Genomic DNA, 12719 nt, shown 5'->3' with positions numbered 1-12719 from the left:
AAGTGGACGACTTTTACGCCGCCCGCACCGCCAATATGGCGGCGCTACCGTGGTCTAATTTTGCACCGCCGTTCTCATGTGGTGGCGCATGTCGCCCCAACTGGCCGGGTGCAGGGCGCTGTCCATGTCGGAATTTTCCAACGCGCTGCGCATTTGCGCCACTGACATATCCATCAGGCGCGAATGCCCGTTGGTGCCGCCGCGTTCATAGGTCACCCAATAGGGCCGCAGGTAGCCTTCTTCGAAGACATGGATGCGCAGCCCGGCCGCCCGTGCCGCGGCCACGGCCTGCGCATGGATCGGCCGCGTGTCGCCATAGAGCACCAGATCGGTCACGCCCTTGTCCGACAGCAGGGTGTCAAAGGTTTCGGGCCAATTTTCGGGGGTGTCGAGATACGCGATATAGCTGCGCCGGTCGGGCCAGAAGGCCTGATCGCCGGCGTTGAACCCGACACGCCAGACAGTCGCGCCCGCGCGGGTCAACATCCGCGCCAAGCGATAGAAAAAAGGCCCATGTGGCCCTTGCAGAAACAGAAATGTTCGCCCGTCGCCTGTCATTGCCGCTGCACCTTACGCATGCACCCTTTACCGATTGTTTCGGTGTAGCGCAGTTTTAGGGCAAAAATAAGTCGTCAGTTGATCGGCGTGGTGCCTTGTCACGCCGGTATCGCACGGCTACTTCAACAAGGGAACAAACCAGAGGGCAAGCCAATGTTTACAGGGATCATCACCGATGTCGGGCGCGTGCGCCAGTTGGACAAGCGTGGCGATCTGCGCGCGCGGATCGGGTCCGGCTATGACATGGCCGGGGTTGATATCGGGGCGTCCATCGCCTGTGATGGGGTCTGTCTGACGGTGGTGGATAAGGGCGAGGATTGGTTCGACGTCGATATCAGCGCCGAGACCGTCTCCAAGACCAACCTTGAGCATTGGGCCGAAGGTGCGCGCGTCAACCTTGAACGCGCCTTGAAGGTCGGCGACGAGTTGGGCGGCCATATCGTGTCGGGCCATGTCGATGGCCTGGCCAAGGTGGTGGATATCCGCGACGAGGGCGACAGCACCCGCGTGACTTTGCGCGCGCCCGAAGGCTTGGCGCGGTTCATCGCGCCGAAAGGGTCGGTGGCGCTGAACGGCACATCGCTGACCGTGAACGAGGTGACGGGATGTGATTTCGGTATCAATTTTATTCCGCACACCAAGCAGGTGACAACATGGGGGGATGTGGCGATGGGCGATGCGGTCAATCTGGAGATTGATACGCTGGCGCGCTATGTGGCGCGGCTGAATGAAATGAACTGACCGCGCCCAAGCCAAGGGGCTGGCGCGTTCATATTCATGAAACGTATTGCGTAAATGTTTCTGGCGGCTATCCTTGCGGTAAAACCAAGGGAGGAATTTCATGACATTGTTGAAACCGACACGCCGCGACCTTTTGAAAATGGCAGCGGCCGCGCCCGCATTCGCCATGCCGCTGGCCGCGCGGGCCGAATTGGGCGCGCCCGAAGGTGGTAACCCGTCGCATTTCCGCTTTTCGGTGGGGGATGCGCGGGTCACCATCGTGTCGGACGGGTATTTCCGCCTGCCTACGGATGGGCTGGGCGTGAATGCCGACCGCGACGAGGTGCAGGCCTTTCTAAAGCGGCATTTCCTGTCGCCCGAACTGGGATATTCGCACACCAACCACCTGTTTGTTGAGGTGGGGGATGCCAAGGTTCTGGTCGATGTCGGCTCGGGCAACCGCTTCATGGAAAACACCGGCCAGTTGATGGGCAACCTAGAGGCGGCGGGCATCGACCCTTACGCGATCACCCATGTGGTCATCACCCACGCGCATCCCGATCATATCTGGGGCATTCGTGACGGGTTTGACGAGGCGATCATCCCCGATGCGGAATACTTGATCGGTGAGTCTGAGCAAAACTATTGGATGCAGGACGGTCTGGTTGATCGTGTGCCCGCCGAGGATCAGCAATTCGTGCTGGGCGCGGTCAATTCGATCAATGTGGATGGTGCCGAATGGACGCTGGTCCAAGATGGTCACGAAGTGGTGCCGGGCCTGACCATGATCGACACGCCGGGCCATACGCCGGGCCACATGAGCCTGCGGGTCGACAGTGGCGACCAATCGCTGATCGCGCTGGGCGACTCGATGAGCCACGCCTATACAAACTTTGCCCATCCCGAATGGTATAACGGGTTTGATGCGGATGGCGATCAGACCGTGGCCACGCGCAAGCGCTTGCTTGACATGGCCGCCGAGGACCAGATTGCCATTCTGGGCTATCACTTCCCGTTCCCCGGTGTCGGGCATGTGCAGCGCGACGGCGATCAGTATCGCTTTGTTCCCGCGCTGTGGCAGTTCTGAGGGCGCGTGTCGCGTCATATATCAATGGCCAAGGCGCGGGTGGGCGCCTTGGCCAGCCTCAGGGCACGCGGTTATCTTGGCACGGCCGCACAATAAAGGTGCCACGTCGCATGGCCCAGAATGGGCAGGACGATGACCAGCCCCAAAAACAACGGCAGTGATCCCAAAAGCATCAGCACGGCCACGATCAGCCCCCAACGGGCGACGGTTGCGGGGTTTTTTCGCGCGACATGAACCGAGGTCATCACCGCGACGGGCAGGCCCACGCGTTGATCCACGATCATCGGTAGCGTTGTCAGGCTGATCACCAGAACGAGCGCGGCAAACACGAACCCGGTGGCCATACCCGCCCCGATCATGGCCCATCCCGGCACGGTGGTGAAAACCGCGATGGCAAAGTCAAAGGCGCTGGCCGGTGCGGCGGGCCCAAGGGTCCAGTTGTAAATCTGCATTGCGGCCAGCAGCCACAGCAGGAATAGCCCCAGAAGGTACAGCGCCATGACCAGAACTGGGCCGATATTGCGCGCGCTCAAAACTGAAAACGCCGCGCGCCAACCGACATCCTTGCGGGTTTCGGCCTGTCGGCTGAGTTCATAAAGCCCGATAGCGGCAATCGGCCCAAGCAGAACAAATCCCGCCCCCAGCGGGAAAAGCATCGGCAGCAACGCCTGATGAAAGGCGACTGCCGCAAGGCACAGGCCAATCACCGGGTAGATAAGGCCCAGAAACATGACATCGCTGCGAAACCTTGCGAAATCGGCATAGCCTTTGCGCAGCGCGCGGCGCAAATCGTCATTGGTGATCTGACGCACCTGCGGTGGTGTTGTGACGGTGCCGCCCAATGCGCCCGTGGCATCGCCCATGGCGTGCCCGGCGTTTGACACGCCTTGCGCGGCCCATGACAGCGGATTTCCGATTGTTTTGACCATTGTTGATCCCTCCTGTTCAGGTGGGCGGTCAAGCATCGGCTTGAGCATGCCCACAAGCGGGCCCCCGATCTTGGCGGGATCCCCGCACATCCACAGGGTAACACAAGGTTTCGCCTTTGTGGGGTCACGATTTTGGGACAGGCGTGTTTGGGCGCGTGTGCGTCAATCGTTGTCGGTCAGCCCCGCGCCCGCCCCGGCAAGGCGGCTGGCTTCGGTTGCGGGGGCATAGGTGCGCTGTGCAAAGGCGTTTAGACGCTGCTGAACGTCTGGCGGCATCTGGCCCCGGCCCTTGGCGGGCGATGGCGCATCGGGCAGGCGGGTGCCGGTGCATTCGATGCGCACGCTGTCGGCCAGCGGGGCATGCAGCGCGTTGGCATTGGCTGGCTGCAGATGCATGTCACCCGCAAGCGTCACCGTCAGTTCGCCCCATGATACACGCAAGCCCCGCCCGGCCAGTTGCGCAGCGGCGGCCAGATAGGGCAGCAGCAGCATCGGGCTCGCCGTCTGGCCAAGCGTCATGTTATCACCCGCGGCCAAAGCTTCGGCGCGGTCGCACAAGGCGGCCCCCGCGACCAGCGGGCACAGTGTGCCGCCTTTGGCCGACCAGTGGGCTTCGCGGGCTTCGACCGGACACAGCATATCATAGTCTGCGCCATCGTTGCGCGTCAGCAGATCGGCCAGCGCTTCTGGCCCGGGAAGGCCAGCGGCGGTCAGCCAGCGTGTGGCTTTGCCGGCTTCTTCGGCCAACCCCCAGCTGAGCCCCGCGCCACGCGCGGCCTTGCGCGCAAGGCTTTCGATTTCGTTCAGCGACCAACTCATGCAGCACCGCCCGTCAGGAACGGATACGCCCAGTCATCGCCCGAGCGTGACCCCAATTCATGCGGGAAGGGGGCGTGTTGATACATGTTGATCCGCACCCAGCGATCCGAGCGGGGATCGAAGTGGCAGGCCCCGAAAAAGCTGAGCTTGAGGCGCAGCATGTCGATCGGCATCACCGTGTCGGCGATGGTGTTGTCGCGGATCTCGGCATAGGGCAAGCGCGCCGTGATCTGCACCCGGCGCACGATATGGCGGTGTTCGGGGTGATGCATCAGGAACCCGGCAACGGTGGTGTTGGACGCGGCGCAGAGATCGACATACATGCGCGCGGCATCACGACCGGGGCATAGCGGCTGCTCGTAAGGCTCGACCGGCTCGTCAAAGCGGTCGCCAAGGCGCGGCTCCAGCTTTTCTTCCGACGTATACCAGACGCGGGCTTGTGCCTCGGGGCTGGTCCAGTCGGTGTCGAGCGCCCAACGGTAGATGCTTTCCGTCAGGGTGCGAAGCCTGTCTGTGCTCATGGCGCCATCAATCCGCCAAGTCGTGGTTTCATCGGCCCCCATGCATGAAGACAGCCCATCAACAAGGTGCGGATAGGGTTCCAGCAAAAGCGAGGCCAGAAGCTCTTGGCCTTCGACCGACAGCGCGCTTTCAGCCCAAAGCCACAGGCGGTTCCACGGGTAATCGGCGGTCAGATCGACGCTGTCAAGATGCGCCAGCAGCGCGGCGGTGTCGGCGCGTAGCGCATCAAGTTTGGCAATCTGCACAGGGTGTTCGGAATACCAGTCTTGCGCGTGCAGGCGGGCGCGCAGGGCGAAGCTGCGGAAGATATCCACCTCGGACGGGTGCGCATCGGGCAGCCCGCGAATGCGGGCCAGCGCCTCTTCGCGGGCGGCGATCCAGCTGTTCAAAAGCGCAGGGTGCGTCAGCAGGAACGGCGCCATGCCCAGCCCGGTTGAATTGCCCATACCAAAGCGGCGGCGCAAATTTGGGTCCAGCGGCACGGCAGTGTCGGGCGCGCGCGATTGCGCCATGTGTTCGACAAGATCCATCACGAAGGCGCGGGTCAGGAATACCGACAGCATTTCGATCTGGAACGGGGCCTGAAATTCGGGGCGGTCGGCGGTGTCTTCGCGATCAGCCGCGCCAAATTTGCCCGATCCATAGACGGCCGTGGTGCGCATCAAGTAGCCGACTTTTTCCACTGTGGTCTGGTCGGGTTGTTCCCCTGCCGCCAGTTTTTCAACGACATAATCCCACAACCGAACCGAGCGGTTGGCGCGGCTGAGCGACAACTCGCGTTCGCTGACGCGGCCTGCCTCTTGTTTTGGCACGTTGTTTTGCAGGCGGTCCAGATCGGCGGTGGTGGGAATACCGTCGAACAGGGTAAAGGTCGCGTCCCATTCCGTTGCGATCACCCGGTCTGATCGTTTTTCGGGCGGCAAGTCATTGGCAAAGGCGACAAGGCTATAGCTGCGCTCGGGGCCATGGGCGGAATAAACGGCCCGGCCGACGCCGCGCGCGTCGATGTCGAAGACGGGTCGGTCGAATGTCCAAGCTTCGGCTTCCAACCGGCGCAGAAGGATGCGCATGAAACTAAGGCGCGATTGGTGGAACGAGCCAAGGCGGCTAAGTTGCATCACGACATCGGGGTCGCGGGGGGCAATCGTTTTGCTTTGGGTCTGTTCCATCAGGCTCCTCCCGTCCTGTCAGTGTGAAACAAAATAGGGCGGCCCGCAAAGGCCGCCCTGTATTTTTTTGCGATCAGGTCTTGGCCTCGCGGCCTTTGGCAAGGGTGATGCGCAGCGCATCCCAAAGCGAGGGCAGCAGCACCAGTGACACCGGAACGGCGGTCACGACGATGAAGCTTTGCAATTTGCCGATGCCGCCAGACCCTGTGTAGATCAAGATCAACGCCATAACGCCCATCGCGATGCCCCAGAAAATCCGCACGGGCAGGGCCGGGCGATCCTCGGTCGACATGGACACCGAGATCACATACGACATCGAGTCGCCGGTCGTTGCCACGAACACGGTGGTCAGGATCAGGAACAACACCGACACGATGAACCCCATCGGCAATGACTGTGTGATCGCCAGCAGGGCAGCAGGCAGGTTGAAACCTTCGAACGCGGTCGAGACCGTGCCGGTGTTGCTCAGTTCGGCATTGATGCCGGTTCCGCCGACGATGGTGAACCAGAAAGCGGTGACGATGGGTGCCACCAGCGCCAGCATGATCACGATCGACCGGATCGAGCGGCCGCGACTGATGCGTGCGATGAAAATCGCCATCAAAGGCCCATACCCCAGAAACCAGCCCCAGAAGAAGACGGTCCACCAGCCAAGCCAGCCCGGCTCACCAAAGACGCCGGCCTCGCCGCGGTAAAGCGCCATGCCGAAGAAATCGCTGAAATAGGTTCCCAAGCCGCCAAAGAAGCCTTTGAGGATGAACACAGTAGGCCCAGCGACCAAAATGAACAGCAGCAAGGCAGCGCCGAGAATGATATTGAAGCGGCTGAGGATCTGGATGCCTTTCGATAGGCCCGTGGCCGCCGAGGTGGTGTAGATCGCCACCAGCGTCATGATCACGATTGCCTGCGTGGTGAACGTATCGGGGATGTCGAACAGCGCGTTCAGCCCATAGCTGACCTGCAGGCCCAAAAAGCCGATAGGGCCAACTGTGCCCGCCACCACGGCGATGATGCAGCTTGCATCTGCGATCAGCCCGATCGGGCCTTTGATGGCCTTGTCGCCAAACAGCGGATAAAGCAGGGTGCGCGGTGCCAGCGGAAGGCCCTTTTCGTAGTGGTAATGCATCAGCATGACCGTGGTCAGCGCACCAAGGATGGCCCAAGCCAGAAAGCCCCAGTGCATGAAGCTTTGCGCCAATGCGGAATTGACCGCATCCATGGTGCCGCTTTCGTCGCCGAAATAGGGCGGGCTGGACAGGAAATGCGCCATCGGCTCACCCGCGGCCCAAAATACACCGCCGCCAGCCAAAAGGGTGCACATGATCATTGCGCCCCACTGGAATACCGGAAATTCTGGTTGTGCCATGTTGCCCATGATCGCCTTGCTGCCCGGCAGGACAATCAAAACCAGTCCAATCAGGAATGTGGCCAGCAGCAGGATTTGCCAATACAGGCCAAAATATTTGGCCGAAAAGGCAAAGCTTGAATCGACCATGCTTGACAGCACGTCAAGGTCATACAGCGCCACCAGACAGAATAGGGCGATGAACCCCCCGGTGATCGCGAATAGTGGTTTGTTGATGTGGTGTAGGTCGCCCTTGGGCGTGCCCTCATCGGTTATGGTTGTGTCGGACATTCTTTCCTCCCTGCGAATATCCCAAAAAGGGCGCGTTGGCCCTCAGGTGTCCGGCTGCGCGTGTGCCGGGGTGAAGTTTTCTGCGAAAAAGCGGTGCCAGTTGCCGCCCATCAGGCCGGCGATTTCTGCCGCGTCAAAGCCCGCGCGACGCAGGCCCTGTTCTATGTTGCCAAAGTCGCGATTGTCGCGGAACCACGCGGGCTGCTCCGGGAAGCCCGGTGCACTGGCCGAGCCTTCGCCATAGTCGATGTCCTTGCTCCAGCGGCCCACCCGCATCCATTCGACGATGCTGTCGGGCTGGTCTTGGCAAAGGTCGGACCCGATGCCGAAATGCTGCGCGCCGAACCGTTCGGCGGCGGTGGCGATCATCTGGCAGAAGTCATCGACCGTGCAGTCTGATTTGCCGCGCAGGTGATGCGGATAAAGCGAAAAGCCCATCATGCCGCCGTTGTCCACCACGGCGCGCACCACGTCGTCGCGCTTGTTGCGCAGGGCGGGTTGCCATGAATGCAGGTTGGCGTGCGTGATGGCGATGGGGCGCTCGGACAGTTCGGCGGCTTCGATGGTGGACCGGTCGGCGGAATGGCTCATGTCCACGACCAGCCCGACGCGGTTCATCTCTTTGATGACCTGTTTGCCCATGCGGGTGATGCCGGGATCTTCGGCCTCGTAACATCCCGTCGCCAGCAACGATTGGTTGTTGTAGCTGAGTTGCATGAACCGCGCGCCCAGCTTGTGCAGCACTTCGACAAGGCCGATGTCATCCTCGATGGGCGAGGGGTTCTGGAAGCCAAAGAAAATCGCCGTGCGCCCGGTTTCGCGGGCGCGGGCCACATCGCTGGCCCATTCGCCGTGAAAGATCAGGTCGGGGTATTGTTCAAACCAGCGGTTCCATTTCTCGATATTGAGAACGGTTTCGCGAAAGTTTTCGTGATAGGCGATGGTCACATGCACCGCATCGACGCCGCCCTCGTGCATCTGGCGGAAGACCTTTTCGGACCAGTTGGCATATTGCAGACAGTCGATGCGGTAGGTCATTGCGCTTTACTCCGGCGTGCCAGCGGCGGTGTAGGTGGTCTTCATGGTGGTGAAGAACTCGGCCGCGGCCTGACCCTGTTCGCGCGGACCATACGAGCTGTCGCCGCGCCCGCCGAAGGGCACGTGATAGTCCATGCCGCCGGTGGGCAGGTTGACGGTGACAATCCCGGTGCGGGCGTTTTGCTTGAAGTGCGACGCACGGGCCAGCGAGCTGGTGATGATGCCCGAGCTGAGGCCAAAGCGGGTGTCGTTGACGGTGGCCAAAGCCTCGTCATAGTTGGCGACCTTGATCACATTTGTGATGGGTGCAAACAATTCCTCGCGGCTGATCGCCATGTCGTTGGTGGCATTCACGAAAACGCCGGGCGACATGTAGTAGCCTTCGTGCGGCATGTTCAGGCGTTCGCCGCCACAGGCCAGTTCGGCCCCCTCGGCGCGGCCTTTTTCAACCCATTTGAGGTTTTCCGACAGTTGGCTTTCGCTGACAACCGGGCCCATCTGCGTGCCCTCTTCCAGCGCGTGGCCGACTTTCATTGCCTTGGTCGCGGCGACCAGTTTTTCGACAAAGGCGTCGTGGATGCCCTCATGCACCACGAGGCGCGAGGAGGCGGTGCATTTTTGACCCGTGCCGCTGAAAGCGCCATTGAGGGTCATGGCGACGGCCACGTCTAGATCGCCATCGTCCATCACCGCCAGCGCGTTTTTGGAGCCCATTTCCATTTGCAATTTGGTCATGTTGGGCAGGGCAGCGGCGGCGATGCCACGGCCCACGGGGACCGAGCCGGTAAAGGTCATGGCGTCGGTCTTGGGGGTTTCGGCCAGCGCCTGACCAATGCCACCGCCCGAGCCCATGACAAGGTTCACAAGACCCTTGGGGATGTCTTGGCGCGAGATGATCTCGGCCAGCGCATGGGCCGAGCCGGGCACGAGGTTGGCGGGTTTCCAGACCACCGCGTTGCCATAGGCCAGAGCCGGGGCGATTTTCCATGCCGGGATGGCGGTGGGGAAGTTCCAGGGCGAGATCACGCCGACCACACCCACGGGTTCGCGCTTGATATCGACCTCGACACCGGGGCGCACGGATTGCGCGTTCTGGCCCAGTTGGCGCAGAATTTCGGCGGCGTAATAGGTAAAATGCTGACCTGAGCGGTAAACTTCGCCGCGGCCTTCGGCGCGGGGCTTGCCCTCTTCGCGGGCCAGCAATTCGCCCAGTTCATCGGCGCGGGCCATCAATTCGGTGCCGATGGCCATAAGCACGGCTTGCTTGCGCTCCAGCCCGTAGGCGGCCCATTCGGCCTGTGCCGCTTTGGCGGCGTCAAGGGCGGTTCCCAGTTGGTCGGGGCTGGCTTGGGTATAGAGGCCGATCAGATCGCTCAGGTCCGATGGGTTGCGGTTTTCGATTTCGCTGCTGCCGGCGACCCATTCACCGGCGATATAGTTCAGTTTCGTGTCGGTCATGGTGCGGGCCCTCATGCTGAGTCGCGGTTCAAGCGTGTTGCCGGACAAAAGGCCATGTCATGCCTATTCAGGCAAACGCAATCTTTTGAAATTAACTTCAGTTCAGTTGAATTATGCCTGTGCGTCGCGCAGATCCGCGTCGCGGATGACGCGCGCAAGGGCTTGCGCGGCCGGGGTCATCATCTCGTCGGGTGGGGTCAGCATCCACAACTCGCGCCGCGCAGTGCTGTCGATCAGGGGCAGGAAACACAGATCGGTCTGGCCCGGCAACACCGCCAGTTCTGGCAGAAGCGTGACGCCAACACTGGCGCGCACCAAGCTAAGCAAAGAGGCCGTGTTGGCCACGTTCAGCCGCGCATTGTCGCGGATCGGGGCGAAGTTTTCATCGGTGATCTGATCACACAGACCGTTTGCAATAAAATCAACGCCCTGCAGGTCGGACCAGCCCAGATCGGACCAATTCCGCGCCAGCGGGTGATCGGCGCGGCAGACCACGCCAAAGCGGTCTGTCAGGATCAGGTGCCGTGAAAATCCCGGCAAAGGCGTCAGCGTGGCCAGCCCGATATCGGCGCGCTCTGCCGCCAGATCGCGTTGGATTGTGTCGGAATCCCCGTCGCGCATGTCGATATGCACGCCCGGATAGGTGGCCATGTAACCACGCAGGATCGGCGGCATAAGAACCTGCGCAACCGATGGGGTCACCGCCAGCCGCACGTGGCCCAGCTCGGCCTTTGCCATGCCGGTAATGGCGGCGACGGTGCGATCGAAATGCGCCAGTTCACGGCGCGCTTCGGCGTGGATCAACTCGCCCAAAGGGGTCAGGCGGGATTTGCGGGTGCTTTCGAACAGGGGCGCGCCCACGTGATCCTCGAACTGGCGCAGCATCATCGACACCGCCGATGGCGTGCGGCCAAGCACCTCGGCGGCGTCGGCAAGGCTGCCTTGTTCGGCAACGGCGCGAAAGCAGCGCAGCATTTCCAGTTTGATTGCCAGCTTCAGGTATCCTTGATTTAAGCCAATGCCGTTCAGTATTTGCTTAATACTGTGGCTGCATGCCGTGAGTCTATCGTTTTATTGACCGGTCTTGGCGGCTACGGCCTGTGGCCCGCATGGGCGCTGTCGGTTTGTCCGCTGGTCTTGCGCGCTTTTGCAGGCTAAAAGCGATGCGCGCGCGGTACTGGCATCACGGAAAAACGATAGGCGACGCAATGCAAACCGATCCGGATAGCGATTTGATCCCTGCATGGGTCGACGGGGATTTGACCCCGGTGGGCAAGCTTGAGGTGCACCAGCGCGGGCTGCGCCACAAGGCGGTGTCGGTGTTTGTGCTATGCGGCGACGCGCTGTTGATCCAGCGTCGGGCCATGGGCAAGTATCACACGCCCGGCCTGTGGGCGAACACCTGCTGCACCCACCCTCATTGGGACGAAACGCCAAATACCTGCGCCCATCGCCGTTTACATCAGGAATTGGGGGTGCAGGGCCTGACCCTAAGCTACCGCGATCAGGTGGAATACCGCGCTGATGTGGGCGGTGGGCTGATCGAGCATGAATTGGTGGATATCTTTGTGGCGCGGGTCGATCAGCACGTGGCATGCTTGCCCAACCCCGACGAGGTGATGCAGATCGATTGGATCACGCTGGATGACCTGCGGGCGCGCATCCATGCCACGCCGGAGCTGTTCACGCCTTGGCTGCGGATATATCTTGACCAGCACGCTGGGCAGATTTTCGCCTGACGATATATCTGCCGGGGGCAGGTCAGTTGTCGCGGCGCGCCACTTGGTCGCCGGCCAATTGCGCCAACACCCGATCAAAGGCCTTGCCCACGGCAGTGGGGCGCAGGTTTGTGTCCAACAGGTTGATCTTCGGCGTGCCGCCTTTCCACGGGTAAGGATTGGCGGCAAACCAAGCATGACGTTCGACAAACGGTAATTTCTCCATCATGCGGATGGACTTGTCGGCGAAGGCGGCGTTTTGCGCGTGGCTGACTGCGCCGGGGCGGGCCCAGTCGATATGGGCAAACTCCGTCACCCAGATGGGGCGGCGATAGGCCTGATGCACCGCCTGAAGGAACTTGCGAAACGCGGCAACATCGCCATCCGGGGAATAGTAGTGCACGGCGATGAAATCCACGCGCAGCCCGCGCTGATCGGCCTGTGCCATGAACCGGCCCAGCCATGAGTTTTGGCCCAATGTTTGGCCTTGGGTGGTGGCCGGGCTGCCAAGCCGCAGGCCGCGCGCCTCAAGCTTGGGCCACAGCGATAGGGCCTGTTCGACCGACATATTGGCCTGATGATCGCCCGTTCCGTCGGGTTCGTTAAAGCCCAAAAGCGTGGTGACAGGAGTCGTAGATTTGATCTTTTTGGTCACGTCAGCGGCGGAATGGATCATCGGCACAAACTCAACCGAGCGCGGCTGGCGTGATTTGCTCCACATCTGGTCGGGGCGCCAGTTGTAATACCAGCCAAGCGCCGGGGTGTCTTCGATCCATGACAGGATGGTGTAAGCCGAATCTTCCCACGCGCCGACCCCGGCTTTGTCGGCGGAGGCTGGCAAGGTCATGACGATTATCGTGGCAAGAATGGTAAGTAGACGCAGCATGGCACCCTCGATGTTTGGCACAAGCCTAGCGGGCCAAGTTGCGCGTTTGTGGACGCAATTGCGGCGCAGGTAAGGCCATTTCACCGCGATTCCAACCGCGCTGTTCACTTTCCACCTAATGGATCGAAGCCACCGGCTTCCAGCCGGTCCGCTTCAGCGAATCTGTTGTGATCTTCCTC

General features: G+C 61.4%; 11 protein-coding genes and 1 pseudogene. 3 read left to right on the top strand and 9 right to left on the bottom strand.

The annotated features are described in order from the left end of the window. Positions 1-75: 75 nt before the first annotated feature. Positions 76-558 (bottom strand): annotated as a pseudogene (locus tag HAT86_RS16015) (capsular polysaccharide export protein, LipB/KpsS family); the annotation flags it as partial. A 153-nt stretch (positions 559-711) separates the two neighbouring features. On the opposite strand from HAT86_RS16015, the gene HAT86_RS16010 reads away from it, so the two are divergent. Together HAT86_RS16010 and HAT86_RS16005 are read left to right on the top strand one after the other, a co-directional pair. Next, a complete protein-coding gene (locus HAT86_RS16010) occupies positions 712-1299 on the top strand; it encodes a riboflavin synthase (protein WP_167200208.1) in 588 nt (195 codons plus the stop codon). A 100-nt stretch (positions 1300-1399) separates the two neighbouring features. Further along, the gene (locus tag HAT86_RS16005) at positions 1400-2365 is read left to right on the top strand and encodes an MBL fold metallo-hydrolase (RefSeq protein WP_167200206.1); all 966 of its coding nucleotides are present in this window, start codon (positions 1400-1402) and stop codon (positions 2363-2365) included. A gap of 71 nt (positions 2366-2436) precedes the next feature. Here the strand turns inward: HAT86_RS16005 and HAT86_RS16000 are convergent, their stop codons facing one another. The 7 genes from HAT86_RS16000 to HAT86_RS15970 form a co-directional block, all read right to left on the bottom strand. Further along, positions 2437-3294 carry a DUF2189 domain-containing protein gene (locus HAT86_RS16000; RefSeq protein WP_167200203.1) on the bottom strand — a complete coding sequence of 286 codons (858 nt, stop codon included), beginning with the start codon at positions 3292-3294 and terminating at the stop codon, positions 2437-2439. 162 nt (positions 3295-3456) lie between these two features. After that, positions 3457-4113 carry a DUF3726 domain-containing protein gene (locus HAT86_RS15995; RefSeq protein ID WP_167200200.1) on the bottom strand — a complete coding sequence of 219 codons (657 nt, stop codon included), beginning with the start codon at positions 4111-4113 and terminating at the stop codon, positions 3457-3459. Further along, positions 4110-5804 (bottom strand): hypothetical protein, encoded by a 1695-nt coding sequence (locus HAT86_RS15990; RefSeq protein WP_167200198.1) that lies wholly within the window; start codon positions 5802-5804, stop codon positions 4110-4112. The genes HAT86_RS15995 and HAT86_RS15990 overlap by 4 nt, the downstream gene beginning before the upstream one ends. A 73-nt stretch (positions 5805-5877) precedes the next feature. Next, positions 5878-7440, bottom strand: coding sequence for a BCCT family transporter (locus HAT86_RS15985; RefSeq protein WP_167200196.1), 1563 nt, complete (start codon positions 7438-7440; stop codon positions 5878-5880). Positions 7441-7482: 42 nt separating this feature from the next. Then, a complete protein-coding gene (locus HAT86_RS15980) occupies positions 7483-8478 on the bottom strand; it encodes a membrane dipeptidase (RefSeq protein WP_167200193.1) in 996 nt (331 codons plus the stop codon). Between the two features lie 6 nt (positions 8479-8484). Next, positions 8485-9936, bottom strand: a complete 1452-nt coding sequence (locus HAT86_RS15975; protein ID WP_167200190.1) for an aldehyde dehydrogenase family protein — start codon at positions 9934-9936, stop codon at positions 8485-8487. Between the two features lie 111 nt (positions 9937-10047). Beyond that, entirely contained in the window at positions 10048-10911 is an 864-nt protein-coding gene (locus HAT86_RS15970) for a LysR family transcriptional regulator (RefSeq protein WP_231125946.1), read from the bottom strand. Positions 10912-11144: 233 nt separating this feature from the next. Here HAT86_RS15970 and idi point away from each other — a divergent pair, with 233 nt between their 5' ends. Further along, on the top strand, positions 11145-11675 hold the full coding sequence (gene idi, locus HAT86_RS15965; protein WP_167200187.1) for an isopentenyl-diphosphate Delta-isomerase: 531 nt from the start codon (positions 11145-11147) through the stop codon (positions 11673-11675). 22 nt (positions 11676-11697) lie between these two features. On the opposite strand, the gene HAT86_RS15960 is transcribed toward idi, so the two are convergent. After that, positions 11698-12540: a glycosyl hydrolase gene (locus HAT86_RS15960; protein ID WP_196780639.1), complete on the bottom strand. Its 843-nt coding sequence runs from the start codon at positions 12538-12540 to the stop codon at positions 11698-11700. Between the last annotated feature and the right edge of the window lie 179 nt (positions 12541-12719).

Origin of the sequence: Roseovarius gahaiensis, from assembly GCF_011601345.1 — a bacterium.
GTDB classification, from domain to species: Bacteria; Pseudomonadota; Alphaproteobacteria; order Rhodobacterales; family Rhodobacteraceae; genus Roseovarius; species Roseovarius gahaiensis.
Note: the sequence above shows the minus strand (reverse complement) of the source record. Positions and strands in the feature narration are given on the sequence as shown.